We start from the raw sequence: 26,464 nt of genomic DNA, 5'->3' as shown, positions 1-26,464 counted from the left end.
TCCGAAACCAACCAAAAAGGGGAACAACAATGTTCAAAAGCTGGCTTCGAACTTCAACCGTCGCTGCGGCACTGCTCGCAGCACCGCTCTCGGCCCTTGCACAGGATGCGCCGAAACAGGGCGGAGATATCGTCATCACCTACAAGGACGATATCGCCACGCTCGATCCCGCCATCGGCTACGACTGGGTCAACTGGTCGATGATCAAGAGCCTGTTCTCGCGCCTGATGGACTACAAGCCGGGTACCACCGAGCTGGTGCCGTCGCTCGCCGAAACCTTCGAGGTCGCGCCGGATGGCCTCACCTATACGTTCAAGCTGCGCAAGGGCGTGAAATTCACCAACGGCCGCGAGATCGTCGCCTCGGACGTGAAGTATTCGATCGAACGGGCGGTCGACCCGAAGACGCAGGGGCCGGGCGCCGGTTTCTTCGGCGCGATCAAGGGCTTCGACGATCTCTCGGGCGGCAAGGCGGCGACGCTTGAAGGCATTGAGGCGCCGGATGATGCGACTGTCGTCTTCCACCTGTCGCGCCCGGACGCAACCTTCCTGCACGTGCTCGCCGTCAACTTCGCCTCGGTCGTGCCGAAGGAAGCGGTCGAGGCTGCCGCCGGCGACTTCGGCAAGAAGCCGGTCGGCTCCGGCACCTTCGTCCTTAGGGACTGGACCGTCGGTCAGAGCCTGACCTTCGAGCGCAACCCCGACTATTTCGTCAAGGACATGCCGCATATCGACAAGTTCACGGTCGAGGTCGGCCAGGAACCGCTGGTGGCGCTGCTGCGACTGCAGAAGGGGGAGGTCGATATTGCCGGGGACGGTATTCCGCCGGCAAAATTCCTCGAAATCAAGAATTCGCCTGAAGGCGCCGAGATTATCGTGGATGGACAGCAGCTCCATACCGGCTATGTCACGCTCAACACCAAGGTGAAGCCCTTCGACGACGTAAAGGTTCGTCAGGCCGTCAATATGGCGATCAACAAGGAGCGTATCACCCGCATCCTCAATGGTCGCGCGACGCCCGCCAACCAGCCGCTGCCGCCGCTGATGCCGGGTTACGACAAGGCGTTCACCGGTTATGACTATGACGTCGAGAAGGCGAAGGCCCTGCTCGCCGAGGCCGGACATGGCGATGGCTTCGAGACGGTGCTCTATTCGACCAACACCGACCCGCAGCCGCGCATCGCCCAGGCGATCCAGCAGGATCTGGCCGCCATCGGCATCAAGGCGGAGGTGCGGGCGCTGGCCCAGGCCAACGTCATTGCCGCCGGCGGCACCGAAGGCGAAGCGCCGATGATCTGGTCGGGTGGTATGGCCTGGATCGCCGACTTCCCGGACCCGTCGAACTTCTACGGCCCGATCCTCGGCTGCTCCGGTGCGGTCCAGGGCGGCTGGAACTGGTCGTGGTACTGCAACGAGGCACTCGACAAGCGCGCCGTTGCCGCCGATTCCATGTCCGATCCGGCAAAGGCGGCCGAGCGGCAGGCGGAATGGGGCAAGATCTTCACCGACATTATGGCCGATGCGCCGTGGGTGCCCGTCACCAACGAGCGCCGCGTCGTCGCCAAGTCGCCGCGAATGGGTGGCGAGGGCGAGATCTACGTCGATCCGACCCGGGTCATCAACTACGACGCGATCTTCGTGAAGCAATAAGCGTCGGGCTCTCCGGAGGTCGTCTTCGGGGAGCCTCTTCATGAGTTTGGGAGAGATTTCATGTGCGTTGCCTGCACACACACCATCCATCGCGCCAAGCATCATTTCGGCTGGAACCGCGACTTCGAGCCGACGCTGATCGCCAAGCCCGGTGAGACCATCCATTTCGAATGCCTGGATTCTTCCGGCGGGCAGCTCGGCGCTGGCTCGACGCTCGACACATTGGCCTCGCTCGATTTCGAGAAGATCAATCCGGTGACGGGGCCTGTCTATGTCGAAGGTGCTGCGCCCGGCGACGCGCTGAAGGTGACGATCCGCCGCTTCGTGCCCTCGGGCGTTGGCTGGACGGCCAACATTCCGGGCTTCGGCCTGCTCGCCGATCAGTTCACCGATCCGGCGCTGCACATGTGGTCCTATGATGCGAATACCATGGCACCGGCGCTCTATGGACCGGGCGGCCGCGTGCCGCTGAAGCCCTTCGCCGGCACGATCGGCGTCGCGCCGGCCGAACCGGGCCTGCATTCGGTGGTGCCGCCGCGCCGGGTCGGCGGCAATCTCGACATTCGCGATCTCACATCGGGCGTCACCCTCTATCTGCCGGTCGAGGTGGAGGGCGCGCTGTTTTCCATCGGCGACACCCACGCAGCCCAGGGCGACGGCGAGGTCTGTGGCACCGCGATCGAGAGCCAGATGGAGGTCGAAGCCACGATCGAGCTCGTCAAGGGTGCCCGTCTCGCCAGCCCGCGGTTCACTACGCCGGGTCCGGTGACCCGTCATCTGGATGCTGCCGGTTACGAGGTGACGACCGGCATCGGCCCGGATCTGATGACCGGCGCGCGCGAAAGCCTGATGCGCATGATCGACCTGCTTGGCGCCGAACACGGCTTGAGTCCGGTCGATGCCTATCTGCTCTGCTCGGTCTGCGGCGACCTCCGCATCAGCGAGATCGTCGACGCTCCGAACTGGGTCGTTTCCTTCTACTTCCCGAGGATCGTCTTTTCGTGACAACGGCAGCACCCGTGCTCGGCATCGATGGCCTCTGCGTCGATGCGCTGACGCCGCAAGGGCCGCGAAGGGTCCTTGATGCCGTCAGCTTCAACCTCATGAGCGGCGAAACGCTGTGCATTGCCGGCGAGAGCGGCTCGGGCAAATCCGTGACTTCGCTTGCTGTCATGGGGCTCCTGCCGAAAGCCTCGCTGCGGATCGCCTCCGGCAGCATCAAGCTCGAAGGGCGCGAACTCTCGAAGCTCTCCAACAGTGCGATGCGCAGCGTGCGCGGCGGCGATGTCGCGATGGTCTTTCAGGAGCCAATGACATCGCTCAATCCCGTGATGTCGATCGGCGAGCAACTGACCGAGGCCATTCGCGAACATCAGGGTTCCGAGGGGGGAACGGCGAGTGCCGTCGCCCTGCGCATGCTGGATGCGGTGCACATCACCGAGCCGGCGCGGCGCATGACGCAATATCCGCACGAGCTTTCCGGCGGCATGCGGCAGCGCGTGATGATCGCGATGGCACTCTCGTGCCGACCCAAGGTGCTGATCGCCGACGAGCCGACGACGGCACTCGACGTTACCGTGCAGGCGCAGATCCTGACGCTGATGAAGGAACTGAAGCGGGAATTCGGCGCTTCGATTGTGCTGATCACCCATGACATGGGCGTGGTCGCGCAGATGGCGGACCGCGTGGTCATCATGCAGCAGGGCCGCATCGTCGAGCAGGGCGACGTACTGCCGATCTTCCGCTCGCCGCGCGAGCGCTACACGCAGGAGTTATTGGCGGCCGTGCCGAGGCTGGGGGCGCATGCCGGCACCGACGGCCCGCCGCGCATCGCCGCAACGGCTGCGGCACCGGTCCCGCGGGCGGCGAGCCCGGTCCTGTCCGTGCGTGACCTCGCCGTCCACTACGGAAAAAAGCCCAGCGGACTGTTGGGCGGAAAGAAGCTGGCCGCCGCCGTCAGCGACGTTTCCTTCGACATCTTCCCCGGTGAGACGCTGGGGCTCGTCGGCGAAAGCGGATCGGGCAAGTCGACCACCGGCAAGGCGGTGCTCGGCCTCATTCCATTCGATGGCGATGTGGCGATCGACGGCCAGCAGATCGGCGCGCTGTCGCAACGCCAGATGCGGCCCGTGCGCCGCTCCGCGCAGATGATCTTTCAGGATCCCTATGCCTCGCTCGACCCGCGCATGGCGGTCGGGGCGGCGATCGCCGAGCCGCTGCTCATCCATGGCATCGGCAATCGCAGCGAACGCACGGATCGCGTCGCCGATCTGTTGCGCCGTGTCGGCCTTGGGCCCGATGCTGCCAGCCGCTATCCGCACGAGTTCTCCGGAGGACAGCGACAGCGCATCTGCATTGCCCGCGCGCTGGCGGTCAATCCGAAGCTGATTGTCGCGGATGAAAGCGTGGCCGCGCTCGACGTGTCAGTGCGGGCACGCGTGCTTGATCTGATGCTCGAACTGCAGGAGATGATGGGTCTTGCCTATCTCTTCGTCTCGCACGACATGGCTGTGATCGAGCGGATGTCGCACCATGTCGCCGTCATGCGCGGCGGCCGCATCGTCGAGATGGGAACGCGCCGCGCCGTGTTCGAGGATCCGCAGGACGCCTACACCCGGGCGCTGATGGCCGCGGTGCCGCTGCCGGACCCGCCGATGCGGAAAAGCGCTTAGAGCGAGATGACAAAACGGGTGCGGTCTCCGCCCGCATCCCCCTCTGTTTGAAACAATCCCGATCGCTCACGGCGCGAGGGCTTGCGACAATACGATGCGAGCCGAGAGGCCGCCGGTCGGTCGGTTGCGCAGTTCGAGTTCGGCGCCGGTTCGGTCAAGCGCACGCTCGACGATGCTGAGGCCGAGCCCGCTGCCGGCCGCCGCCTTGAACCGGCCGCGGAAGAAGCGCTCGGTCACGCGCGGCATTTCCTCCTCGGGGATGCCAGGCCCTTCGTCGTCGATCGCGATGACCAGATGCTGGCCTCGTATCTCGGCGTGGCAAGAGACCATTGCGCCCGGTGGCGAATGGTTGATGGCGTTTTCGAGCAGGTTGCGCGCCGCGAGCCGGAAGAGGTCCGGATCCATATTGATCCTGAGACCGGACATCGCCCCGTCGACGACAACATCGACGCGACGCGCCTGGCCGGCGAGTTCGGTGCGAAGACTTGTCAGCATCTCGCCGACATCAAAACCGACCGCCGGCCTGCCGCTCTCGGTGGCCTCGACCGAGGCAATATCGAGCAGTTGCCGCACCAGCTTTCCGGTCCGGTCGACACCGGCGACGATCTGGCCGAGCGCCTTCTCGCGGATTTCGCCGTCGTCGCTGGCGAGCGCCACCTGCGCCTGCGTCTTGAGGCCCGCCAGCGGCGTACGCAGCTCGTGGGCGGCAAACGCGATGAAATTCTGCTCGCGCTCGCGGGCGCCGGCGACACGGGCAAAAAGGCCGTTCAGCGACTTCAAGACCGGGCTGATCTCGCGCGTCGTGCCGGTGTCCTCGATCGCGTGCAGGTCGGAGGCTTCACGCGCGGCAAGGTCGCCGGCAAGCTTGCGCAGCGGCGCGAGGCCCCGCCCGACGCAGAGCCAGATCAGCACGGCCAGAAGCGGAATGATCAGCAGCGCCGGCAGCAACAGCCCCTTGACCAGGTCGTTGACCAGCCGGTCGCGGATGCGCAGGTTGTCACCGACGAGAACGCGCACGCCGAGGCTCGCATTCTCCACCGCAAAGACACGCCAGGTCTCGCCGTTGATGACGGTTTCGGAAAAGCCCATGGCGTGGGGCGCAAGCGTTGTGTCGGGCGCGCTGTCCGACTTGCCGATCAGGGTTCCATCCAGCGACCAGATCTGGCAGGAGAGCTGCCGGTCGTAATGCGGGTGCTCCAGCAGCGGGATCCTGATCGCGCTCTGTGCCGGGCGGTTGGCATGGGTGTCGCCTTCTTCCTTCATCATGTCTGGGCTGACGATCAGCGAATTCACCATGCGCGCCGCCTCCATCAGCCGCGCGTCGAGCACGCGCTCGACTTCGGCGCGGGTGCTGAGGAAGATCCAGACGGTGGCCGATAGCCACAGGAGCCCCGTCGTGATCAGGAGGATGGCGAAAAGCCGGGCGCGCAGCGATTGCATCAGCCGGCTCCGCCCAGCCGGTAGCCGATGCCCCGGATGGTTTCGATCAGTCCCGGGCCGAGCTTGTTGCGCAGATGGTGGATGTGCACCTCCACGGCGTTGCTCTCGATTTCCTCCTGCCAGCCGTAGAGTTTGTCTTCCAGCTTGGTCTTGGAGAAGATCACCCCCGGGTGCGACATCAGCGTATGCAGGATGGAATATTCGCGCCGCGAGAGTTGCACCGGTTTGCCCGCCTGTTCCACCGATTGCCTGGCCGGATCGAGCCTGAGCGTCGACCATTCCAGCGCGGCGCTCGCCCGGCCGCTGGAGCGTCGCGCCAGCGCCCGAAGCCTGGCGGCAACCTCGTCGAGGTCGAAGGGTTTGCCGAGATAGTCGTCGGCGCCACTGTCGAGGCCGGCGACGCGATCGCGCACGGTGTCGCGTGCGGTCAACAGCAGCACCGGAATGTCGCTCTGCCTGGCGCGCAAGTCCCGCAGAATGTCGAGACCGGAGCCGTCGGGCAGCATCAGGTCGAGCACGACCGCGTCGAAGCCGTTGGCGGCAAGCGCCGTCGCGGCCGCATCGCAGGTGCCGACGGCATCGGTGGTGAAGCCCGCCAGCGCCAGGCCGACCTTCAGGCCGTCTCTAAGGATATCGTCGTCTTCGACGATCAGGACTCGCATCGCTACTCCTAACATTTCTGAGAGCGCGATCCTTTAATCGCTCCCTTAAGGCAGCCTTAAGGTAGGACTTCCCTCTGAGGCGGCATTGCAACAATTGAATCGTTGAATGCCCGATATGACCGAAGCACACGAGCCTTCTTCCTCCACGGCCGATCACAAGACCGGCATCACGCTGACCCGCCGCAGCCTTGTCATCGGCGCGGCCTCGCTGATCGTCACCGGCTGCGCGACCGCCCGCCCGACACCGGCGGTGGTGCCGGCAGCCGTCACGCCCGTCCGCCCCTCAGCCGGCCGGACGGTGCCGCCGATGTACTATGCGATGCCCGACGAGCAGTTTCCGATCCCTGAGGTGAAGATCGCCGAGGTCGATCCGAAGTTCTGGCGGCAGGAGGTGGATTATCCGACCAGTGAGCGGCCCGGCACGCTGATCGTCGATACGCCCGCGAAATACCTCTATCACGTGCTGCCGGGCGGGCGGGCGATGCGCTACGGCATCGGCGTCGGGCGCGAGGGCTTTGCCTGGTCGGGCCGGGCGATCGTCGCCTACAAGCGCAAATGGCCGCGCTGGACGCCGCCCGACGAGATGGTCGCGCGTCAGCCGAAACTCCAGCCCTACAGCATCGCCAATGGCGGCATGCCCCCGGGCATCAAGAACCCGCTCGGCGCCCGCGCGCTCTATATCCATAAGGACGGCAAGGACACGCTCTACCGCATCCATGGCAGTCCCGAGGCATTTTCGATCGGCAAGGCGGTCTCTTCCGGCTGCATTCGCCTGCTCAATCAGGATGTCGTCTACCTCCATGATCAGGTCCGCGACGGCAGCACCATCGTCGTCATTCCGGATCCGACCAAGGGCGACATGGCGATCGGTTAGGTGAGGGCAGGCAGCGAGCGCGGGAATTCTGCAACACTTCGAAAACGAGTACCGCCTCGCGCAAGCGATCCACGCCAAAGAAAGATTTTCACCACATTTCGGTCACGGTTCGGCCCAACAGCCTTGGGCCTCCCCTCGGACCTCCCAACCGAAATCTCCAACCCTGGAATTGAATACAGTGTCGATGAATTTGTCCCGCCGGTCGCTGCTCGCGGTGATCGCCAGCTCTGTTTTGAGCGCCTGCACGCAGATCCCGAAACCCGAACCGAAACCGAAGCTGATCGAGCCGATCGGCGGTGATGGCGGCTCGCCGGAAAAGGCGGCGGATGCGGCGGGCGTGCCGACGAAGACCTTCGACTATGCCAGGATCTACGCGCCGGTGAAGGACGAAGGCTACGACGTCCCGGGCATCCAGCACACCGAGATCAAGCCGCAGTTCCTGCGCCAGGAAGTGGCCTATGCCACCAACGAGCCGCCCCATTCGATCGTCGTCGATACCCAGACGATGTTCCTCTACTACGTCCTGCCCGGCGGCCGCGCCATCCGTTACGGCGTCGGTCTTGGTGCGGCCGGCCGCGCCTGGAAGGGGCGTGCCGTCGTGCATTGGAAGCGCAAGTGGCCGCGCTGGACGGTGCCCGACGACATGGTCGCACGCCAGCCGCACCTCAAGAAATACGGCATCGATGCCGGCGGCATGGATCCGGGCCTCGACAATCCGCTCGGCGCCCGCGCCATGTATATCTTCCAGGACGGCCAGGATACGCTTTACCGCATCCACGGCTCGCCGCAGTGGCGCTCGATCGGCAAGAACGCGTCGGCGGGCTGCGTGCGGATGCTGCAGCAGGACGCGATCGATCTCTATGATCGCGTCGGAGGCAAGACGCCGCTGCTCGTCCTGTGATGGGCGACAATCTGGCGTAATTTCTGCGCCCTTGCCGGACGGATGCCTCAAAGTGGCTGCGGAAGCGGCAGCCCGTCCGGCCCCATCAGCATATAGTCGGGCGACCGCTGCACCGGCTGGGAGTCCGGCAATGGTTGCCCATCCGGCAGGGGCTGCGCGTCCTGCATCGGCTGCGATTGCACCATGCCGCCGCCCGAGAGATCGGTGACGACGATCGGCGTGCCGTTCGGTACGCGGTTGTAGAGATCGACGACGTCCTGGTTGATCATGCGCACGCAGCCCGACGACACCGACTTGCCGATCGTCCACCATTCCGGCGAGCCGTGAATGCGGTAGAGCGTGTCTTCGCCGTTCTGGAAGATGTACATGGCGCGGGCGCCGAGCGGGTTCTTGAGACCGGGATCCATGCCGCCCGCCTCGATGCTGAATTGCTGCAGTTCGGGCTGGCGCGCCACCATCTCGTTCGGCGGCTTCCAGCGGGGCCATTCGCGCTTGTACTGGATGACGCCGCGCCCGGCCCAGGCGAAACCGGCACGCCCGAGGCCGACGCCGTAGCGCATCGCCTGGCCGCCTTCATAGACCCTATAGAGAAAGTGGCTGCCGACGTCGACGACCAGCGTTCCCGGCTTTTCGCCGGTCGGATCGGCGACCATCTGGCGGTAGAAGCGCGGATCGATCTTCTCGTAGGGAATGGCCGGCAGCGGGTAGGGCTCGTTCGGCTTCTCGCCGTACATGTCGGCCAGGAACGTGTTGGTCTCGGGAACCGGTTCCGGCGCATAGGAGCGCGTCACAGTAGGCCGCGGCGAGGCGCAGCCGGCGAGACCAACGGCCGCCAACCCGGCGGAAAGCTGCAGGAAGGCGCGGCGGCGGAACTCTCTTTCGGGCATGTAATCCTCGATCGTCCTCTATTCGCTACCGGCGATGCAACCGACCTTTTAAGTCAATTGTGCGTCGCCAGCCGACGGAACGATCACAGGCCGGCGTAGGGGTCCGCCAGCGCCGCTTCGGGTCGGCTGATAGGATACTTAGTTCCCGAGATCTTCGCGGCCAGCTTTTCAGCACCGTTTTTCTCAAGAAGCGCCCGGAAGCTCGGATGCATGCCGCCATCGACATAGGCGTTCAGCGGCGCCGACGTCTGGTTGGTCATCATGCCGGCGAGCTTCGCGTCCTCCGATTGCAGTCGCGCCACCAGCCCGGCATCGGGCGTGGAGATCGCCGCCGGGCAGGCGGCAAGCGGGTCGGACGGTTCGCCATCGGCGAAATCGGTGTTGAAGACGTAGCGGCGGCCGCAGGCCGAGACCTTCGGCTGACGCTTCGTCGCCTCGAAGATGTCGTAGCCCTGCTTGATGTTCTTCCAGAAGTCGAAATTCGGGTCGCCGCGGTGCTTGGCCATGTTCTCCGCCGTCATGCGGAAGGGATAGGCCTGAACCTGGAACGTGCCCTGGCCGCCGGCGAGCGCGCGTTGCACCACGGAATAGATTTCGCCGACACCCTGGTCGGTCATGGCGTAGCAGCCGGACGACGAGCAGGCGCCGTGCACCATCAGCGCTTCACCGGTGTAGCCGAGCGCCGATTCCAGCCGGTTCGGGTATCCGAGGTTAAACGACAGGAAATATTGCGATTTCGGGTTCAGCATGCCGGCGGAGACGTGGTAGAAACCTTCCGGCGCCTGGCGATCGCCGGCCTTCGTCTTCGGGCCGAGCTTTCCGGACCAGCGGCACATGGGATAGCTCTTCAACAGGGCGTACTGGCCCTGTTTGTTTTGCTTCCAGACCTCGAGTTCGCTTTCCTGCTTGAAGATGCGGATCAACACCGGGCTTTCCGGCTTGCTGCCGTTCTTCGCCATGGCGGCGATCAGCTTGGCCGGGATCGGCGGTGGCTCGCGCACGTCGTCGGCGTCGAGCGCCATGCAGCCGGACAGCGCCAGGGCGATCGCGCCGATCGCCAAGGCATGCCGCATCCGTCGTACCTGCGCGAATATCCTGCCGGCCTGAGGTGTCTCGGAAGAAGGGCTCTTGATCGTCTCGCGCCGCATGCGGGCTCCTGGAAATGCTTCCGCCACCAAGCGTCCTTCGTGTGGCGTGTGTGCCGGCCGGTTGCGTTCGACGCAGTTCGGTTCAGCCTCAAGTTCAGCGATTAAGCGGTGACAGCCCTGGCTGCAAGCCTTTGTCCCTGGTGCTCGCGATCAAAAATTCTTGAACGCGCGCTGCCATAGCTGACCGCCGATTGGGTCGATGTTGAGACAAGATGGTGAATTTTTTCTCAACGCGGGCGCCGGAAAAGTCCCGCTGCGTCAGTCCCGCGGCTCACTGCCGGGCGCATAGACGGTCTTCTGCTTGAAGGCAAAGACGTTGCCGCAGCGGCAGCGCACCATGTGCTTGGCGGGGTCGGGAGAGGTGCGTTCAGTCGAGAAGCCCTTGGGCATCACGTCGATGGTAAAGCCGCGATTGCTGCCCTTGCCTTTGTCGTTTTCCGACGCTTCGGCGAAGCCGGCGGCTCCGCATTTGGCGCATTCCAGCTTTCTCGAATACCGATCCCGCGATGCCATGTTCAATCACACTCGATAGCGCTGCCACATCCGGGCGGCGGCGCTTGGTTGCCCGAAACACCGAACTATAGGAGGCCGCCCGTCGTTTCAAGTTTGCCGGTGACGGGTTTTGGCGGCAACGCCTAACGATAGCCGGTTGCGTCGGCCGGCTTGTTCGCCTCCATCACCTCGCGCATGTAGCGCCAGCAATCGGGCCGCGAGCCGTCGAGATCGGAAAACCCGTAGACCTGCGCCAGCCCGCCGCTCGACAGCGACTGGCCGTTCCAGCGGGCCTTGTCCGGATCGGCCGCGAGCGCCGCGATGGCGCGGCCGACGAAACGTGGTGTTTCCGAAATGACGAAATGCGGCTGGTTCTTTGTGGCGTCCTGCCAGTTGTCTTCACCGACCTCGAAATGTTCGAGCATCATCTCCGACCGCATCCAGCCGGGCGTGATCGAAACCGCGGTTGCGCCGTGCGGCGAAAGGTCCTTGGCGTGGGCCCAGGCCATGCGGTTCGCTGAAACCTTGGCAAGGTCGTAGAACGGCGACAGCCGGTAGTTCTCGGCATTGTATTCGGCGGTGCCGTCGGTCACCTCGACCAAGAGGCCGCCAGGCTTCTCGATCATCAGCGGCAGGGCATAGTGGGCGGTGATCAGGTGCGTATCGACGCCCAGATGCAGGAGCTTCAACCCGTTTTCGAGATTGTGCTCCCAGACCGGCTTGTTCCACTCGAACAGCAACTCGCCGCCCCAGACGTCGTTGACGAGGATGTCGAGCCGTCCCTGTTCGCTGCGGATGCGCTCGACAAGCGCCTGTACCTGCGCCGGCTGCAGATGGTCGACCTGGGCGGGAATGCCCTTGCCGCCGAGGCTGGTGACGATCTCGGCGGTTTCCTCGATCGTTTCGGGACGCCCGTAATCGGATTGCTGTTGCCGCGTGGTGCGGCCGGTTACGTAAACGGTGGCGCCGGCGGCGCCAAGTTCGGTCGCGATGCCGCGTCCGCCGCCGCGCGTCGCGCCAGCGACGAGGGCGACTTTTCCTTCGAGTGTCATGATTCTTCTCCTTCGCGGCCGCTTGCCGACTGGCGTTTTCCTGCTCGGGTGATATATAAATGATTGTTCGGTTATAAATGAGAGTCAAGATGCCTCGCCCAAAAACCATGCCTGACGAAGAGCTGCTGGCCGCCGCCTTCGCATTGATGCGGGCCGATGGTCCAGATGGCCTGACCTTCGCGGCGCTGGCTGCACGTACGGGCCTTTCCGGCGCCACGCTCGTGCAGCGCTTCGAGAACAAGGCGAAGCTGATCCAGCGGGCGCTCAGCCAGGCCTGGGACGGGTTGGACGGGCAGACGGCGGAGCTGATGGCGAGCGTACCGCGGACGCCGGAGGGCGCCATCGCACTGCTCGTCGGCCTCTCGGGCGATTATGGCGGTATCGACAGCTATGCCGACGACCTCAGGATTCTGCGGGAAGACCTGCGCGATCCGTTGCTCCGTGCCCGCGGCGCAAAGTGGCGCGACGTGCTCGCAGGCGTGCTCGACGAATGCCTCGCCGGCCTTCCCGCTGCGAGCCCGGGGCTCGGTCTGCTGATGGCGTCGCAATGGCAGGGATCCTTGCTCTGGTGGAGCTTCGACCCGCAGGTGCCGGTCACGGCCTTTGTCGAGCAGAGCCTGACGCGCTTCGTCGAAGCTTTTGCGAGACGGCCGGCAGGCTGACAACTGTGGCAGTGGCGTGCTCACCGGTCTGTCAAATCGCCGTGAGATGGCCGTGCGGTGGATGACGGCGGCGCAAGCTGGTCTTAGATGCTGGTCCATGATCAGATTTGTCGCAGTCCTCGTTGCCCGCATCGCCACTTTGGCACTCGTCGTCTCGACGCTTGTCGCCTTGCCGGTCGCGGCTCAGACGCCATCGCCGATTTCGGCCTTGCTGGACGAACTGGCCTCACGGTCAGAGCTTGATCCCCTGAAGACCGTGATCGTCGCCCGCGACGGCAAGATCGTCGCTGAGCGTGGTTACGGCCGCAACCGCGTGACGGACTCGACCAACATCAAGTCGGCGTCGAAAACGATCATCTCGGCGCTGGTCGGCATCGCCATCGACAAGCGGCTGCTCGAAGGTCCGGAGCAGAAGATCGCGCCGATCCTGAAAGAGGACCTGCCGGCCTCGCCTGATCCGCGCATCAACGACATCACCATCGGTCATTTGCTTTCGATGCAGGCCGGACTCGGCCGTCTCTCGGGGCCGAACTATGGGCGATGGGTCGCCAGCCGGAACTGGGTGCGCACGGCGCTTGCCCAGCCCTTCGACGACGATCCGGGTGGAGAGATGCTCTATTCCACCGCCTCGACCCATCTGCTTTCGGCGATCCTGACGAAGGTCAGCGGCAAGTCGACCCTGGCGCTCGCGCGCGAGTGGCTGGGGCCGCTCGAGGGCTTCCGCATCGGGGCCTGGGATCGCGATCCGCAAGGCATCTACCTTGGCGGCAACCAGATGGCGATGAGCCCGCGCTCCCTGCTTGCCTTCGGCGAACTCTATCGCAATGGCGGCCGCACGGCGTCAGGCCAGCAACTGGTGTCGGCGGAATGGATCGCGGCCTCCTGGCAGCATCGAACCAATTCGCGCTTCTCCGGCGACGAGTACGGTTATGGCTGGTTCGAGCGCCAGATCGCCGGTGAAGAAGTGCATTTCGCCTGGGGTTATGGCGGCCAGATGCTCTACATCGTGCCGAACCTGGATCTGACGGTGGTGATGACATCGGCCGAAAGCGGGCCGTCGGCCCGCAACGGCTACCGCGATGCGCTGCATCTGGTGCTCGGCGAGATCATCACGAATGTAAAGGCCGATCCGGAAACGGACGGGTGACGCGGCTTCGGCTCGACGCCGCTCCGCGTCAAGCAAGCAACGGTTCCACGACGCCGAGCAGGCATTCGATCGCAGCTTCATTCTTCAGCGCCGCCTCAGACGCTTCGAATTCCGCGAGCTCGATGCCAGCGATCTGCTCTTTCAAGATTGCCGCGAAGATGGCGCGCAAGGTCTGCGGATAGAGGCCACCGCCGATCGCATAGGCGGCCGGCACATGCTTCGGCTCGAGCACGTCCCAATCGACATGGATCCAGACCGGCGCATCGCCGATCAACGAAAGAATGACCTCCGGCGTCGCTTCTGTCGGCGAAAGGATGCGCACGCCTGCCTGCCGCAGCAAATCCATCTCCGCGGGGTCGATGTCGCGCGCGCCGACGATGACGACCTTTGCCGGGTTCAGCCCGCTGCCGTGGCCGCTCTCCCAGAGCCCGCAGGCGGCAGCCAGCACCATGCCGCCGAGATAGCCGCTTTCGGTGGTCTGCGGCGTGTTGAAATCGCCATGGGCATCGAACCAGAGCAAGACCGCGTCGGCGCGTTCCCGCGCGACTTCCGGCAGTGTCGCAAGGCTGGCGGAGCAGGTATTGGCGATGAAAAGTGGTTTGTTGCCCCGCGCAAGTGTTGCGGCAATCGCCGCCTGCAAAGCGGCCAGGGTCTCCCCGGCCTCAGGCAGGCTTGCCGACCAGTCGTCTTCCTTTGCCGGTGACGGGCTGCCGATAACGGTCGGCTGCAGCCCGGTGCGCTTGCTCAGCGCTTCGGCCGTCAGGGCCGCCCCGGGGATAGCGCCGGACGTTCTGTCGGCGATGCGTCCCTGGGAGACGACGAGTTCATAGGGCACGGGCATTCTCCTTGCATTTTCGGTGGGCGTTAACGCCGGTATTGGGCGCACCTGCAAAGCCCGCCTGTTTCAGCGTTTTCGAGGGGATCTGTGGGATTGGTTTGAAAGGGAAGCCTCGAAGATTCGATATATCTACGTGGATATATCGATATCGCGCCGCGATCGCAATTTCATCGGGGCGAGCGTTGATGCGATTGCCGTGCACAGGGCGACGCGGGTCGCCGCGATCGCCAATGTCGCTCGGCCGTTTGGCGCGGCGCGGGTGCCGCAGAAATTTCAGAGGTGACAGGTGCTTGCCGCAATCTATGTCGCGGCAAGCGATTTCGTTTAAATCGGCAGCCGGTGCACTTAGCCGCCAAAGCCTTCAATGACGATCTTGCCCTTGGCAGCGCCGGTTTCGATGCGGCGATGCGCTTCGCGCAGGTTCGCCGCGTTGATCGGCGACAGCACCTCGGCAAGCGTCGTCTTCAGCCGTCCGGCATCGATCTCGTCGGCGACGAAGCTCAGCAGACGATGCTGTTCGATCATGTCGGCCGTCTGGTGCATCGGGCGGGCGAACATGAACTCCCAATGCAGGCTCGCCGCCTTGGTCTTCATGCCGGCCATGGGCATCGGCACGTCGGTGTTGTCGATCGAAACGATGCCGCCTTGCGGCCGGATCAGCTCGACAGCGTCGTCCCAGTGGCGCATGTCGTTGAAGATGGCGATGTGGTCGACATGGGAAAAGCCGAGCGCGCGGACCTGCGCGACCAGCGGTTCACGGTGGCTGACCACATGGTCTGCGCCAAGTTCCTTGACCCAGGCGATGGTTTCCGGCCGCGAGGCGGTGGCGATGACGGTGAGGCCGGCGCGCTTTGCCAGCTGAATGCCGATCGAGCCGACGCCGCCGGCGCCGCCGACGATGAGGATCGACTGGCCGCGGTCGGCGCCGTCCCGGTCGATGCCGAGCCGGTCGAAGAAGGCCTCATAGGCGGTGATCGTCGTCAGCGGCAGGGCGGCCGCTTCCGCAAAGGACAGGTTCTTCGGCTTGCGCCCGACGATGCGCTCATCGACCAGTTGATACTGCTGGTTGGATCCCGATCGAGTCAGGTCGCCGGCGTAGTAGACGGCGTCGCCCGGCTGGAACAGCGTCACATCAGCACCGACGGCCTCGACCACGCCGCTTGCGTCCCAGCCGAGCACGCGCGGCGTTTCCTCGACCTTGTCCTTCGGCGCGCGCATTTTCACGTCGACGGGATTGACCGCGACGGCGCGGACCGCGACCAGGATATCATGCCCTTTGGGCTCCGGCTTCGGGAGCTCGACATCGAGGAAACTCTCCGGGTCGGAAACCGGGAGATAGCGGGTGAGGGCGACAGCTTTCATGAATTGCTCCTTTGTGGGGTGAAGAGGTGTGATTGCCGCGGTCATGCCACGCGCTCGAGTGCCGGATAGCTAGAGTAGCCTTCGGCGCTGCCGCCGAAAAGCGTGGCCCCGTCGAAGCTTGCGAGCGGCAGCCCGTCTTTCAGTCGGCGCGGCAGGTCCGGATTGGCGATGAACGGACGGCCGAAGGCGACGATGTCGGCAAGACCGGCGGCAAGGATCGCCTCGGCCTTCTTACGATCATAGCGGCCGGCAACGATGATGCGGCCGGAATAGGTGGCGCGCAGCTCGCGGCGGAAGTCGTCGGGGATGACGGGCGCATCGTCCCAGTCGGCTTCCACCAGATGGATATAGGCAAGGCCGATGCGGTCGATTTCGCCCGAGGCCTTCAGGATCGTTAGGATGATCTCGTCGTCCTTCATGTTGCGCTGGGTGATATAGGGCGACAGCCGGATGCCGACCCGGGAGGCGCCGATCTCGCCGGCGACCGCCTCGGCGACCTCGACCAGGAAGCGGATGCGGTTTTCGGCCGGGCCGCCATAGCGGTCGTCGCGCCGGTTGGACGAGCGGCGCAGGAACTGGTCGATCAGGTAGCCGTTGGCGCCATGGATCTCGACGCCGTCAAAGCCGGCTTCGATGGCGTTGGCCGCCGCCTGGCGGAAATCTTCGACGATGCCGGCGATCTCGCTCAGCTCCAAGGCGCGCGGCAAGGGGCTGTCGACCATCGCGCCGATGCCGGTTTCTGGATCGGCCACCCAGACCTTTGCGTCCGGCGAAATCGCAGACGGTGCGACCGGGCGTCCGCCGTCGCGGAAACTCTCATGGCTCATGCGGCCGACATGCCAGAGTTGCAGCATGATGCGGCCTCCGGCCTGGTGTACGGCGTCGGTGACGAGCCGCCAGCCGGCGATCTGCGCGGGAGAGTGGATGCCGGGTGTAAACGAGTAGCCCTGGCCCTGCGCCGAGATCTGGGTGGCCTCGGTGACGATGAGGCCGGCCGAGGCGCGCTGGGCATAGTACTCGGCCATCAGGGCGTTGGGCACATTGCCCGGCTGGCTGCTTCGCGCCCGCGTCATCGGCGCAAGCGCGATGCGGTTGGGTAGGGTCAAGGACCCGAGCGGGATCGGAGAAAAGAGCGATGGCATGGTGAGATCCTTTGGGAGGGGCAGTCGCATAGCGGCAGGGCCAAGCGCGGGGAAGCACGTCAGTTGATCAGTGCGCCGCCTTCGATGTCGATGACCGAGCCGGTGACGAAGGGATTGTCGATGGCGAAGAGATAGCCGTTGGCGATATCTTCCGGTTGCCCGGCGCGGCCGGCAGGCAGTGTTGCAGCGGCGCGATCGAACATCGCGTCGCGCGCCTCGCCGGCCATGCCGGCATAGGCTTCCGTTCGCGTCAGGCCGGGGCTGACGACATTCACCCGCAGCGGTGCCAATTCCTTGGCCAGCACCTTGGCGGTTGCTTCGAGTGCCGCGTTCATCGCCGTCTTGACGAAGGTGCCCGGCACCGTTCGGCGGGCGAGAAAGCCCGAGGTGAAGGTGATCGTACCGCCGGGCCGAATGCTCTTGGCCGCCTCGCGGGCAAGCAGGATCGAGCCCCAGTACTTGACGTCGAAGGCGGCCTTGGCTGCTTCGAGGTCGATATCGACGACGGTGCCGCCCGGCGCCGAGGAGCCAGCCGTGACGATCAGGTGATCGAACGGACCGAGCTGTTGGAAATAGGCGGCCACTGCCGCGGCATCGGCAAGATCGAGACCGGTGGCGCGGCTGGCGATCTCTACCCGGCCCGGGCGCTCGGCAAGCGCCTTGGCGACGGCGGCGCCGATACCGCTGGTGCCGCCGATGACGACGGAGACGGTGGTGTCAGTGAAAGTCATGGTTATTCTCCGGAGGAAGGGTGGGGACGGGTTCACAAAAGACGGCTTCGAGCAGCGGTCCGCCGGGCGCGCGCAGGAACAGCCGCCGCTCGCCGATGTCGGCAAGGTCCATGGTCGAATAGGGAATGGCGAGCCGGTCGAGCTTGGCGCGGAAGGCGGCGTAGCCTTCGAACCGGAAGCCGACATGATCGATCGCTTCGGCCGCACACTCGAAGCCCACGCCACGGCTGCCGATGAGGTGGACGATCGGCTTGCCTCCGGCATAGAGCCAGCAGCCGGGGATTCGGCGGATAGCTGCCGGACGCTCGCCGACGGTCAGGTCGAAGACCGTCTCGAAGAACGCGCGTGTGGCGTCGATATCGGTGGTGCGGATGGTGACGTGGTCGATGTGCATCACGCGTCTCCTTTCGCCAGCAAATTTAGCGCTTGCGGCGCATCCGGATAATTGGCTTATTTCCAAAATTATATTTCGGAGAAAGCGAAAGATGCTGCTCGACAATCTGGCCCTGTTCCTTCTGATCGTCGAAAAGGGCGGGCTTTCCGCCGCCGGCCGCGAGAAGGGGTTGTCGCCAGCCTCCGTCTCCGAGCGGCTGGCAGCTCTCGAGGCCCACTATGGCGCCGCACTTCTGAAACGCACGACGCGGGCGATCAGCCTGACGGAGGAGGGCCGCCTGCTGGTGGACGGCGCCCGCCGGCTGCTGGCGGAGGCCGACGAACTGGAGAGCGGCATCCGGTCGGGCACGCGCACGATCTCGGGGCCCATCCGGCTGAGCGCGCCTGAGGATATGGGGCGGCGCTACATCGTACCGATCCTCGATCGCTTTCTCGCGGAGCACCGCGATGTGACGGTCGATCTCAATCTCACCGACGGTTACCTCGACCTGGTCGGCCAGGGCATGGATTTCGCGATCCGGCACGGCGTGCTTGCCGACAGCACGCTGAGGTCTCGGTCGCTCGGGGAGAACCGGCGCGTCGTATGTGCGGCGCCGTCCTATCTCGAAGCTATGGGCCGGCCGGAGCATCCCGACGATCTCTCCCGCCACGACTGCATCGTCATGCGCTTCGGCGCCAATCTCGACCGCGAATGGGCCTTTCAGGTGGATGGCAAGCCGCACAAGGTCATGGTGCGCGGGCGTCGCGTCGCCAATGACGGCGGACTGGTGGGGGCGTGGTGCCGGGCGGGGCACGGCATCGCCCTGAAGTCGGTGTGGGACATCGCCGAGGACCTGGCCTCCGGCGCGCTGGTCGAGCTTCTCAAGGATTTTGCGGTCGGCGAAACCGGGTTGCAGATCGTCTATCCGCCGGCGAGCGTCCAGCCACGCCGGGTGCGGCTGTTGATCGAGCGGATCGCTTCGGAACTCGGTTCGATCGAGACTGTCCTGACGCGCATTGGAGACGCATAGGGACACGTCCGCCCGTGGCCGCTGCCGACGTGGCCGTCGTGCAACAGTATCGCCCCCCGTTTTCCAATGCGGCATGCCAGCGCATTGCGGTCGCGCGTGGCTTCACTTATAAAACATGAGTAACACATTCAACATAAGCGGTGGCGCACGGCGCCACCGCTGGTTCCGGCGGCGGCCGCGCGGCTCCCGCGATGGAGAGGCAGATTGATGACCGATGCGATGGTGCAGGGGCTCCACGAACGGGAACAGGGCAGGATACGCCGTTTCTTCAGCCGCCGCCTCAGAAGTCGCGAGGATGCCGTCGACGCCACGCAGGAAACGTTCATGCGCATGCTGGAGGCATCGCGCTCGACGCTGATCGAGAACCCGCAAGCCTATCTGTTCCAGGTCGCGCGCTCCGTCGCGCGGGTCGCTGCCGAGCGCACCGCGCGCGAGCAGGCGCTGTTCGTTGCCGACGAGGACGGCATGGAGCATGCCGAAGACAGGCCGATCCAGGATCGCATCGTCAACGCCCGCCAGTGCCTTTTGATCATGGCGCGCACCATCGAGGGGCTTCCGAACCGTTGCCAGCAGGTCTTCATCCTCAGCCGCCTGCACGGCCTCAGCAACGGCGCGATTGCCGATCAGCTCGGCATATCGAGAAACATGGTCGAAAAGCACATCATCCGGGCGCTGCTCGAATGCCGGAAAATGCGCGCCGAGATTATTTTCTGAGCCGACATCAGGCAAAACCATCCATACAACTCTAAGATGATGGGAGCGATTCTTTGGGACCGCCCGAAGGCATTTTCAGTTCGACCGGAAGACAGGAATGAGTGGCGATCGCCAGACAATCGATGACAGCGTTCTGCAAGCGGCTGCCGGCTGGGTTGCGCGAATGCAGTCCGAGGATGCGACCATTATCGACCGCCAGGCATTCGAGCGCTGGCTCGACGAGCATGCGGATCATCGGGCGGCCTACGAAGAACTGCGGGCATTGTGGAGCGATCTCGGCGAGGTACCGATCCCCGAAGGGCGGCTCGGGCAGTTGCGCGCACAGCGCCGCCGCCGCGTCGGTGGCTTTGTCGGGCTCTGTCTTGCCGCAGGCGTCGCGATCCTGTCGCTGGCGACGCCCTATGGCGACCGTTGGCGCGCCGACTACTACACCGGTGTCGGCGAGGTCAGGCGCATCGCGCTGGAGGACGGGACGCAGGTGGACCTCAACACCGACACGGCGCTCGTCGTCCGATATGATCAGGGGCAAAGAAAGGTGCGGCTGCTGCGCGGCGAGGCGTTCTTTGCCGTCGCAAAAAATCCGCAGAGGCCCTTCGTGGTCGAAGACGGCTCGATCAGCGCGACGGCGCTCGGAACCCGCTACTCGGTTGGCGCGACGGGGGCGGACCGAGCGGCCGACGTTAAGGTGGAGGAGGGCCGTGTCGAAGTCGAGGCGGCCGGGCAGAAAGCCATCCTCGGCGCCGGCGAAGCGGCAACGATCGACCGGCAGGGTCGCCTGTTCCTGACGAAGACGGATGTTGCCGCCGGGACGGCCTGGCGCGACGGAAAGCTTGTCTTCTCCCGTCGGCCGCTCCGTGAGGTCCTTTCGACGCTCGAGCGCTACCGCCGCGGCCGGATCCTGCTCATCGACGAAAAGGCCGGCGCGCTCGAAGTGTCGGGCATCTTCGATCTGCACGATACCGACGACGCACTGAGCGTTCTCGAAGCCAGTCTGCCGCTCCGTGTCTTGCGGCTCTCGGGCTTCATGGTCCTCGTCCAGTCGCGTTAGGTTGACGCCGACGGCAAGGCGGTTTCACGCCTTACAAGAATCATTTCTGACAAAAATCGTCCGGTGACGTCAGGAGAACGCGCTCCCCACACTCTTAGTCAGCAGTGGCGGCGCTGCACCTGGTTCGAGGTGGCCCGCCCGGAGTTGGAGTAGGGGATCTCGGATGAGAATTTTGCAGGGTCGTGGATCGCGACGCCGGTCTTTTGCATGCTTGGCGCTCGCCAGTGTTTCTTTCATCGCCTGCGCGAGCGCAGTGCAGGCGCAGGCGACGGCGGCACCGTCCGCGATCACGGCGTCCAAAGCGATCTCCGTTCCCGCGGGCTCCCTTGAAACGGGCATTCTCAAGCTCGGCCGGCAGGCCGACCTGCGCCTGCTCTATCCGAGCGCGCTCACCAGCGGCAAGGTGACCAAGGGCGTTGAAGGCAGGCTCGCGACCGAGGCGGCGGTTGCGCAACTGCTCGACGGGACCGGGCTTCGCTTCCGCATCGTCAGCGCAACGACCGTGCAGATCTTCGATCCGGCGGACGCGACGATCACCACCGGCGCCGTCGTCAGGGATGGCGCAACGCAACTGGAAAAGATCACCGCGACCGGCGAGCGGACCGGCGCCGAAGGCATCGTCGAGACTGACGGCTACGTGGCGAAATCCGCAAGGATCGCCACCAAGACCGATACGCCGGTCATGCAGACGCCGCAGTCGATGTCGGTGATCAGCCAGAAACAGTTGCAGGACCTGAAGCCCCAGAACCTGATGGAAGCGCTGAATTATACACCCGGCGCCCGCGTCGGCCAGTACGGCGCCGAGCCGCGCTTCGACGCCTTCAAGGTGCGCGGCATCGACCTGACGCTGACCGGAATCTTCCGAGACGGCTTGCGCCAGATCGCAAGCCCCAACGGCCTGTTCCGGCTGGAGCCCTATGGCGTCGAGGCAATCGCCACGTTGCGCGGCCCGGCCGCCTCCATCTACGGCGCCAGCTCGTCTGGCGGTATCGTCGATATCGTCTCGAAACGCCCGACCAGCGACCCGCTGCGCGAGGTCGAGGTGCAATACGGTTCCTTCGGTCGCGTGCAGGGCGCCTTTGACGTTTCCGGACCGCTCGACGACGAAGGCACCATGCTCTACCGCATGACCGGTCTTGCGCGCGACGGCCGCACCGAGATCGAAGCGGTGAAGGACGACCGCCTGTTCATCGCGCCCGCCGTCACCTGGCAGCCGGACGAGGGCACCAAGTTCACGCTGCTTGGCGAGTACATGGATTCGACCACCGGCGGCACCTGGGGCTACCTCAACCGCTACGGGCCGGACGGCAAGTCGATCGGCGCGATCCCGACCTATGGCGGCGACGCCCGCTTCAACGATTTCACCCAGAAACAGGCGCGCATCGGCTACGAACTGGAGCATGAGCTCACAGACAGCGTCACGCTCTTCCACAAGCTGCGCTACTCCGACATTTCGACGCGGCAGGAATGGGTGTTCGCCAAGTATCCGGGCCTGACCGTCGAGGACAACAGCGGCCTTGCCAGCGACACCTATCTGAAGTTCGACTTCGACACGGGTGCCGCCGCGCACCAGCTGATCGCCGGTATCGACTACAGCTACATGAAGTATACATCGCAGCAGGGCAGCGGGCCGGATCTCTTCACCGACGACTTCACCTATGTGCCGAAGCTGACTTCGACCCAGAAGCAGTCGCAAAGCGGCATCGGCATCTACATCCAGGACCAGATCGAGTATGAGGCCTGGCGCCTGACGGCGGGCCTGCGCCACGACTGGGTGGACAACAAATATTCCGTCGACGGAAGGCGCTTCAACCGCGACGACAGCGAGACGACAGCGCGCGCCGCCCTTGGCTACGTGCTGCCGAATGGCATGATGCCCTATGTCAGCTACGGGACGGCCTTCGTTTCCAACCCGGGCGTGATCCTCAATCTAGGCGGCACCGATACGCCGGCGATGCCGACGCTCGGCAAGCAATGGGAGGCGGGCGTCAAGTACGAGATCCCCGGCCAGAACGCGACGATTACGGCCGCGGTCTTCAACATCGACCAGGAAAACGCCACCGTCTACGAGACGTCATCGGGTCTCAACCTCCTGCGCCAGCTCGATCTGAAGTCACGCGGATTCGAGCTCGAGGGCACGGCCTCGCTCGACAACGGCTGGAACTTCATCGCGTCCTATTCCTACAACGACGTCGAAATCACCAAGCTGACGTCGGAAACGCTCGGCAACCAGCTGAACTCCTCGCCCTACCACATGTTCTCGCTGTGGGCGGACTACGAGGTACAGTCCGGACCGCTCGAAGGGCTCGGCGTCGGCGCAGGCGTGCGCTATGTCGGCTCGAGCTTCGGCGACAACGTCCACACGCCGGTTCTCAACAACCAGGCGCGCACCTTTGTCGATGCTTCGGTGCGCTACGATCTTGGCGCTGCCAATCCGAACTTCGAGGGCGTGCGGCTTCAGCTCAATGCGACCAACCTCTTCGACGAAGTCGAGCAGCTTTGCACAACGGGCTTCTGCTACTTCGACGAAGGCCGCAAGGTGGTCGCCAGCCTGCGCTACCGCTTCTGATGGCGTCGGAAAAGGCAGTCCAGCCAAGGCCGTCGCCCGCCGCGATCTTCTTCGCGGTCGGTGGGCTCTATGTCGCGCAGAGCGTGATCGGCGGGCTGACGATGCTCGGCCTGCCGGCGGTCTTGCGGACGCAAGGCCTCCCGCTCGACCAGATCGGCCTCGTCTATCTGACGGTGCTGCCCTGGGCGCTGAAGTTCCTCTGGTCGCCGCAGGTGGAGCGTTTCCGCCTGCCGGTGGTCGGCCGCAACCGCTCGGCGGTCATCATTGTCGTCGGCGGCACGCTGTCGGCGCTGATGCTGGCGGTTCTCGGGTTCATCGGCCCGGAGCGGCTCTTCCCCGTTCTCGCCTGCCTCGTGTTCATCGCGCTCTTCACCTCGACCGTCGACATCGCCTGCGACGGTTTTGCGGTCGAGACGCTCGCCGAAGAGCATCACGGTTGGGGCAATGCCGCGCAGGTCGGCGGCTCCTATGTCGGCTCGGCAATCGGTGCCGGCCTGTTCCTCGTGCTCGTCGATCGGCTCGGCTGGGCCCCGGCGGTGTGGATCATGGCCGCCGTCGTGCTGGGGCTCGGTCTGCCTTTCCTGCTCGGGCCCGGTTCGCGCCCGACGAACGAGGCGCGCAGCCACACTCCGTCGCTCAAGGCTGCGCTCGCCCGGCCGGAGGTGCGCAAAGGCCTTCTGCTCGCAGCGATCTATGTGTCCGCGCAGAAATGGGGCCTTGCCATGCTCGGCCCTTTCCTGATCGACTACGGGTTCGATCTCGCCTCTGTCGGTATGCTCAATGGTGTCGGCAGCATGCTCGTCGGCTTCGGTGGGGCCTTGTTCGGCGGTCTGCTCGTGCGCCTGTGCGGTGCCGGTGCCGTGCTGATCGGCGCGCTGCTCCTGCAGGTGACGATGCTGGTCGCGTTCGCCTATGTCGGCGCCTCCGGCGATGTCTCGCGACCGCTGGTGATGACGCTTGCGGTTTCCAGTTCCTCCGGCGTCATGGCTATCGGCTTCGTCGCGCTCTATGCACAGTTCATGGGCTGGGCCGATCCGCGCCAGGCGGGCGTAGATTTCACCCTGTTCCAATGCATGGACAGTCTCGTCAGCATGGCCGGGGGCTTGGGCGCCGGCTGGATCGCTGAACGGTTCGGCTATTCCGCCTTCTTTATTTGCGCGGCAGGGGTTTCAGCGGTTGCGGTGCCGTTGCTGGCGTTCCTCGCGCGGCCGCCGATGCGGGCCGACGCGCAGCGCGCCTTGCCCTGACGCCGGCGCTCCCTGATGTACACGGGCAAGGGACTGGTCAGGGCGCGGATGCACGTGCTGGCCGGTTGCGGAACTGTCGGCGATAGCTGGCTGGCGAGATGGAGAGGGCGCGGGTGAAATGCTGGCGGAAGGAGACGGTGGAGCCAAAACCCGCCATCTGCGCTACGTGATCAACCGAACAGGAGCCGGTCTCCAGCAGGCGCTGCGCCACCGCCAACCGCTGCGCCAGAAGCCATTGCGTGAACGTCGTTCCCGTCTTCTTGCGGAAGTGCCGGGTGAAGCTGCGGAGACTCATGCCGGCGTGATCGGCCAGCCGTTCGAGCGACAGTGGCTCGTCGAGATGTTCGATCGCCCAGGTAATCGTCGCTGAGAGCGGGTCGCCGCTGCCGGGGGCAGGGAGCGGCGCTTCGATATATTGCGCCTGGTCGCCGTGACGATGAGGTGCGACGACCAGCCGGCGGGCGATGCGGTTGGCGATCTCGGCGCCGTGGTCGCTGCGCACGATGTGCAGGCAGCAGTCGATCGCCGCGGCCGTTCCGGCGGACGTCAGGATATCGCCCTCGTCGAGATAGAGCGCGTTCCGGTTCAGCGCAACCTGCGGGTAGGCGCGCTCGAATTCGTCCGCCCAGGCCCAGTGCGTCGAGGCCGCCCGGCCGTCGAGCAGCCCGGCTTCGGCGAGCACGAAGGTGCCGAGGCAGAGGCCGACGAGCCGGGCGCCACGGGCGTGGGCGTCGCGCAGCGCCTCAAGCAGGCTTTCCGACGGACGGTTGCCCGCATCGTTCCAGGCCGGCACGATGATCGTGTCCGCTTCCGTCAGGCTTGCGAGATCGTGCTCCACCTCGATGCTGAAACCGGACATGGTGCGAACGGTACCGGTCTTTTCTCCGGCAATCACAAGCCGGTAACGTGGCGCGCCGAGCTTCAACAGGTCGTCGCCGAACACGATGCAGGGCACCGAGAGGTGAAAGGGGCTGATGCCCTCGAAGGCGACGATGGCGACGGTGTGCATGTGCTGGCCGATACTCAAGCAATGAAGTTGGCCGGAACCTATCACATATTGTCATTCAGGCCACTTTCGTGATGAGGCCGCTTTGACGATCTTCGCGGGCGTCGAAACGCGAAAGGAACCTCCCATGACACAACACCCGACCATCCGTACGATTGCCGGTGCCGCCGCCCCCGCCAGCCTCGATCCCAGGAAGACGGCGCTGCTGGCGATCGACTTCCAGAACGAATATTTTGCCGGCCGCATGCCGATCCCCGATGGCGAAAAGGCGCTTGCCAATGCCAAGCGGTTGATACAGCGCGCCGATTCCGATGGGATGAAGGTCTATCACGTCAAGCATGTCACGCCGGCTGGCAGCCCGGTGTTTGCCGAGGACAGCGAGACTTCGGCATTTCACCGGGACATTCAGCCCGCCGCCAACCATTCGGTGGTGCGCAAATCCTCCGTCAGCGTTTTTGCCAGCACGGATCTCGGCACCCAGTTGAGGCAGGCTGGCGTCGATACGCTCGTCATGTCAGGGCTGATGACCCATGCCTGCGTTGCCGGTGCAGCGCGTGATGCCGTGCCGCTCGGCTTCAACGTCATCGTCGCTTCGGATGCCTGCGCCACACGCGATCTCGATACGGGGGAAGGTGACGTTGTTCCGCATGCGCTGCTGCATCGCGCATCGCTGGCGACGATCGATGACACCTTCGGCGATATCCTGACGACCGATCAGGTGCTGGCGCTGGCGCGCCGGTCCTGATTGATCGGCGCAACCGGGCCTGTCTGGAGCGCGCTCTTCTGAGAGGTCGCATTCGGACAGAACGGGTCGCCCG

At 64.9% G+C, this 26,464-nt stretch carries 25 protein-coding genes; 13 read left to right on the top strand and 12 right to left on the bottom strand.

Annotation, left to right across the window (positions count from 1 at the left end; translation table 11 throughout):
* Positions 1 to 29 precede the first annotated feature (29 nt).
* Genes ASE71_RS00920 through ASE71_RS00910 form a run of 3 tightly spaced genes read left to right on the top strand, consistent with a single transcriptional unit; the run spans position 30 to position 4,321 of the window.
* Positions 30 to 1,649 carry an ABC transporter substrate-binding protein gene (locus ASE71_RS00920; RefSeq protein WP_060521919.1) on the top strand — a complete coding sequence of 540 codons (1,620 nt, stop codon included), beginning with the start codon at positions 30 to 32 and terminating at the stop codon, positions 1,647 to 1,649.
* Between the two features lie 60 nt (positions 1,650 to 1,709).
* Complete coding sequence (locus ASE71_RS00915) at positions 1,710 to 2,654, top strand: acetamidase/formamidase family protein (protein WP_060521920.1); 945 nt, start codon at positions 1,710 to 1,712, stop codon at positions 2,652 to 2,654.
* A complete protein-coding gene (locus ASE71_RS00910) occupies positions 2,651 to 4,321 on the top strand; it encodes an ABC transporter ATP-binding protein (RefSeq protein ID WP_060521921.1) in 1,671 nt (556 codons plus the stop codon). Before ASE71_RS00915 ends, ASE71_RS00910 begins: the two co-directional genes overlap by 4 nt.
* Before the next feature lie 66 nt (positions 4,322 to 4,387).
* On the opposite strand, the gene ASE71_RS00905 is transcribed toward ASE71_RS00910, so the two are convergent.
* Both ASE71_RS00905 and ASE71_RS00900 read right to left on the bottom strand, forming a co-directional pair.
* Positions 4,388 to 5,761, bottom strand: a complete 1,374-nt coding sequence (locus tag ASE71_RS00905) for an ATP-binding protein (RefSeq protein ID WP_060521922.1) — start codon at positions 5,759 to 5,761, stop codon at positions 4,388 to 4,390.
* Positions 5,761 to 6,423: a response regulator transcription factor gene (locus ASE71_RS00900; RefSeq protein WP_060521923.1), complete on the bottom strand. Its 663-nt coding sequence runs from the start codon at positions 6,421 to 6,423 to the stop codon at positions 5,761 to 5,763. The genes ASE71_RS00905 and ASE71_RS00900 overlap by 1 nt, the downstream gene beginning before the upstream one ends.
* A 115-nt stretch (positions 6,424 to 6,538) precedes the next feature.
* Here ASE71_RS00900 and ASE71_RS00895 point away from each other — a divergent pair, with 115 nt between their 5' ends.
* Entirely contained in the window at positions 6,539 to 7,297 is a 759-nt protein-coding gene (locus ASE71_RS00895; protein ID WP_060522069.1) for a L,D-transpeptidase, read from the top strand.
* Positions 7,298 to 7,481: 184 nt separating this feature from the next.
* A complete protein-coding gene (locus tag ASE71_RS00890; RefSeq protein WP_060521924.1) occupies positions 7,482 to 8,198 on the top strand; it encodes a L,D-transpeptidase in 717 nt (238 codons plus the stop codon).
* 47 nt (positions 8,199 to 8,245) lie between these two features.
* Here the strand turns inward: ASE71_RS00890 and ASE71_RS00885 are convergent, their stop codons facing one another.
* The 4 genes from ASE71_RS00885 to ASE71_RS00870 form a co-directional block, all read right to left on the bottom strand.
* Positions 8,246 to 9,085 carry a L,D-transpeptidase gene (locus ASE71_RS00885; protein WP_082566580.1) on the bottom strand — a complete coding sequence of 280 codons (840 nt, stop codon included), beginning with the start codon at positions 9,083 to 9,085 and terminating at the stop codon, positions 8,246 to 8,248.
* Between the two features lie 83 nt (positions 9,086 to 9,168).
* A complete protein-coding gene (locus ASE71_RS00880) occupies positions 9,169 to 10,158 on the bottom strand; it encodes a L,D-transpeptidase family protein (RefSeq protein ID WP_060521925.1) in 990 nt (329 codons plus the stop codon).
* A gap of 333 nt (positions 10,159 to 10,491) precedes the next feature.
* Positions 10,492 to 10,746: a hypothetical protein gene (locus ASE71_RS00875; protein WP_034805462.1), complete on the bottom strand. Its 255-nt coding sequence runs from the start codon at positions 10,744 to 10,746 to the stop codon at positions 10,492 to 10,494.
* A 122-nt stretch (positions 10,747 to 10,868) separates the two neighbouring features.
* Positions 10,869 to 11,777, bottom strand: coding sequence for an SDR family oxidoreductase (locus tag ASE71_RS00870; protein ID WP_060521926.1), 909 nt, complete (start codon positions 11,775 to 11,777; stop codon positions 10,869 to 10,871).
* A gap of 89 nt (positions 11,778 to 11,866) precedes the next feature.
* Here ASE71_RS00870 and ASE71_RS00865 point away from each other — a divergent pair, with 89 nt between their 5' ends.
* Both ASE71_RS00865 and ASE71_RS00860 read left to right on the top strand, forming a co-directional pair.
* Positions 11,867 to 12,439, top strand: a complete 573-nt coding sequence (locus ASE71_RS00865) for a TetR/AcrR family transcriptional regulator (protein ID WP_060521927.1) — start codon at positions 11,867 to 11,869, stop codon at positions 12,437 to 12,439.
* 97 nt (positions 12,440 to 12,536) lie between these two features.
* Positions 12,537 to 13,586 (top strand): serine hydrolase domain-containing protein, encoded by a 1,050-nt coding sequence (locus ASE71_RS00860; RefSeq protein ID WP_060521928.1) that lies wholly within the window; start codon positions 12,537 to 12,539, stop codon positions 13,584 to 13,586.
* 28 nt (positions 13,587 to 13,614) lie between these two features.
* On the opposite strand, the gene ASE71_RS00855 is transcribed toward ASE71_RS00860, so the two are convergent.
* The 5 genes from ASE71_RS00855 to ASE71_RS00835 all read right to left on the bottom strand — a co-directional run bounded on the left by ASE71_RS00855 (position 13,615) and on the right by ASE71_RS00835 (position 18,053).
* Positions 13,615 to 14,421 (bottom strand): arginase family protein, encoded by an 807-nt coding sequence (locus tag ASE71_RS00855; RefSeq protein WP_200949985.1) that lies wholly within the window; start codon positions 14,419 to 14,421, stop codon positions 13,615 to 13,617.
* A 348-nt stretch (positions 14,422 to 14,769) separates the two neighbouring features.
* Positions 14,770 to 15,786: a zinc-binding alcohol dehydrogenase family protein gene (locus ASE71_RS00850; protein WP_060521930.1), complete on the bottom strand. Its 1,017-nt coding sequence runs from the start codon at positions 15,784 to 15,786 to the stop codon at positions 14,770 to 14,772.
* A gap of 41 nt (positions 15,787 to 15,827) precedes the next feature.
* Complete coding sequence (locus ASE71_RS00845; RefSeq protein WP_060521931.1) at positions 15,828 to 16,928, bottom strand: alkene reductase; 1,101 nt, start codon at positions 16,926 to 16,928, stop codon at positions 15,828 to 15,830.
* 59 nt (positions 16,929 to 16,987) lie between these two features.
* Positions 16,988 to 17,659 (bottom strand): SDR family oxidoreductase, encoded by a 672-nt coding sequence (locus tag ASE71_RS00840; RefSeq protein WP_060521932.1) that lies wholly within the window; start codon positions 17,657 to 17,659, stop codon positions 16,988 to 16,990.
* A complete protein-coding gene (locus tag ASE71_RS00835; RefSeq protein WP_060521933.1) occupies positions 17,646 to 18,053 on the bottom strand; it encodes a hypothetical protein in 408 nt (135 codons plus the stop codon). The genes ASE71_RS00840 and ASE71_RS00835 overlap by 14 nt, the downstream gene beginning before the upstream one ends.
* A 91-nt stretch (positions 18,054 to 18,144) precedes the next feature.
* Between ASE71_RS00835 and ASE71_RS00830 the strand changes: the two genes are divergently transcribed.
* From ASE71_RS00830 to ASE71_RS00810, 5 genes are all read left to right on the top strand, one after another.
* Positions 18,145 to 19,062, top strand: coding sequence for a LysR family transcriptional regulator (locus ASE71_RS00830; protein ID WP_060521934.1), 918 nt, complete (start codon positions 18,145 to 18,147; stop codon positions 19,060 to 19,062).
* 207 nt (positions 19,063 to 19,269) lie between these two features.
* Entirely contained in the window at positions 19,270 to 19,776 is a 507-nt protein-coding gene (locus ASE71_RS00825) for a sigma-70 family RNA polymerase sigma factor (RefSeq protein WP_060521935.1), read from the top strand.
* A 97-nt stretch (positions 19,777 to 19,873) separates the two neighbouring features.
* A complete protein-coding gene (locus ASE71_RS00820; protein WP_060521936.1) occupies positions 19,874 to 20,824 on the top strand; it encodes a FecR family protein in 951 nt (316 codons plus the stop codon).
* A 211-nt stretch (positions 20,825 to 21,035) separates the two neighbouring features.
* Positions 21,036 to 23,393, top strand: a complete 2,358-nt coding sequence (locus ASE71_RS00815; protein ID WP_244496967.1) for a TonB-dependent siderophore receptor — start codon at positions 21,036 to 21,038, stop codon at positions 23,391 to 23,393.
* On the top strand, positions 23,393 to 24,640 hold the full coding sequence (locus ASE71_RS00810) for an MFS transporter (RefSeq protein ID WP_060521937.1): 1,248 nt from the start codon (positions 23,393 to 23,395) through the stop codon (positions 24,638 to 24,640). Before ASE71_RS00815 ends, ASE71_RS00810 begins: the two co-directional genes overlap by 1 nt.
* Positions 24,641 to 24,677: 37 nt before the next feature.
* Here the strand turns inward: ASE71_RS00810 and ASE71_RS00805 are convergent, their stop codons facing one another.
* Positions 24,678 to 25,649: a GlxA family transcriptional regulator gene (locus ASE71_RS00805; protein ID WP_060522071.1), complete on the bottom strand. Its 972-nt coding sequence runs from the start codon at positions 25,647 to 25,649 to the stop codon at positions 24,678 to 24,680.
* 124 nt (positions 25,650 to 25,773) lie between these two features.
* On the opposite strand from ASE71_RS00805, the gene ASE71_RS00800 reads away from it, so the two are divergent.
* A complete protein-coding gene (locus ASE71_RS00800) occupies positions 25,774 to 26,391 on the top strand; it encodes an isochorismatase family protein (protein WP_060521938.1) in 618 nt (205 codons plus the stop codon).
* Positions 26,392 to 26,464: the final 73 nt, after the last annotated feature.

The sequence above is a fragment of the Ensifer sp. Root954 genome, assembly GCF_001429005.1.
GTDB lineage: Bacteria > Pseudomonadota > Alphaproteobacteria > Rhizobiales > Rhizobiaceae > Ensifer > Ensifer adhaerens.
This window is presented reverse-complemented; position numbering and strand designations above follow the sequence as displayed.

Excerpts from the sequence above, each read along its gene's own strand:
- ASE71_RS00920 (WP_060521919.1), top strand. The coding sequence starts at position 30 with ATGTTCAAAAGCTGGCTTCGAACTTCAACCGTCGCTGCGGCACTGCTC.
- ASE71_RS00915 (WP_060521920.1), top strand. The coding sequence starts at position 1,710 with ATGTGCGTTGCCTGCACACACACCATCCATCGCGCCAAGCATCATTTC.
- ASE71_RS00905 (WP_060521922.1), bottom strand. The coding sequence starts at position 5,761 with ATGCAATCGCTGCGCGCCCGGCTTTTCGCCATCCTCCTGATCACGACG.
- ASE71_RS00900 (WP_060521923.1), bottom strand. The coding sequence starts at position 6,423 with ATGCGAGTCCTGATCGTCGAAGACGACGATATCCTTAGAGACGGCCTG.
- ASE71_RS00895 (WP_060522069.1), top strand. The coding sequence starts at position 6,539 with ATGACCGAAGCACACGAGCCTTCTTCCTCCACGGCCGATCACAAGACC.
- ASE71_RS00890 (WP_060521924.1), top strand. The coding sequence starts at position 7,482 with ATGAATTTGTCCCGCCGGTCGCTGCTCGCGGTGATCGCCAGCTCTGTT.
- ASE71_RS00885 (WP_082566580.1), bottom strand. The coding sequence starts at position 9,085 with ATGCCCGAAAGAGAGTTCCGCCGCCGCGCCTTCCTGCAGCTTTCCGCC.
- ASE71_RS00880 (WP_060521925.1), bottom strand. The coding sequence starts at position 10,158 with ATGCGGCATGCCTTGGCGATCGGCGCGATCGCCCTGGCGCTGTCCGGC.
- ASE71_RS00875 (WP_034805462.1), bottom strand. The coding sequence starts at position 10,746 with ATGGCATCGCGGGATCGGTATTCGAGAAAGCTGGAATGCGCCAAATGC.
- ASE71_RS00870 (WP_060521926.1), bottom strand. The coding sequence starts at position 11,777 with ATGACACTCGAAGGAAAAGTCGCCCTCGTCGCTGGCGCGACGCGCGGC.
- ASE71_RS00865 (WP_060521927.1), top strand. The coding sequence starts at position 11,867 with ATGCCTCGCCCAAAAACCATGCCTGACGAAGAGCTGCTGGCCGCCGCC.
- ASE71_RS00860 (WP_060521928.1), top strand. The coding sequence starts at position 12,537 with ATGATCAGATTTGTCGCAGTCCTCGTTGCCCGCATCGCCACTTTGGCA.
- ASE71_RS00850 (WP_060521930.1), bottom strand. The coding sequence starts at position 15,786 with ATGAAAGCTGTCGCCCTCACCCGCTATCTCCCGGTTTCCGACCCGGAG.
- ASE71_RS00845 (WP_060521931.1), bottom strand. The coding sequence starts at position 16,928 with ATGCCATCGCTCTTTTCTCCGATCCCGCTCGGGTCCTTGACCCTACCC.
- ASE71_RS00840 (WP_060521932.1), bottom strand. The coding sequence starts at position 17,659 with ATGACTTTCACTGACACCACCGTCTCCGTCGTCATCGGCGGCACCAGC.
- ASE71_RS00835 (WP_060521933.1), bottom strand. The coding sequence starts at position 18,053 with ATGCACATCGACCACGTCACCATCCGCACCACCGATATCGACGCCACA.
- ASE71_RS00830 (WP_060521934.1), top strand. The coding sequence starts at position 18,145 with ATGCTGCTCGACAATCTGGCCCTGTTCCTTCTGATCGTCGAAAAGGGC.
- ASE71_RS00825 (WP_060521935.1), top strand. The coding sequence starts at position 19,270 with ATGACCGATGCGATGGTGCAGGGGCTCCACGAACGGGAACAGGGCAGG.
- ASE71_RS00820 (WP_060521936.1), top strand. The coding sequence starts at position 19,874 with ATGAGTGGCGATCGCCAGACAATCGATGACAGCGTTCTGCAAGCGGCT.
- ASE71_RS00810 (WP_060521937.1), top strand. The coding sequence starts at position 23,393 with ATGGCGTCGGAAAAGGCAGTCCAGCCAAGGCCGTCGCCCGCCGCGATC.
- ASE71_RS00805 (WP_060522071.1), bottom strand. The coding sequence starts at position 25,649 with ATGCACACCGTCGCCATCGTCGCCTTCGAGGGCATCAGCCCCTTTCAC.
- ASE71_RS00800 (WP_060521938.1), top strand. The coding sequence starts at position 25,774 with ATGACACAACACCCGACCATCCGTACGATTGCCGGTGCCGCCGCCCCC.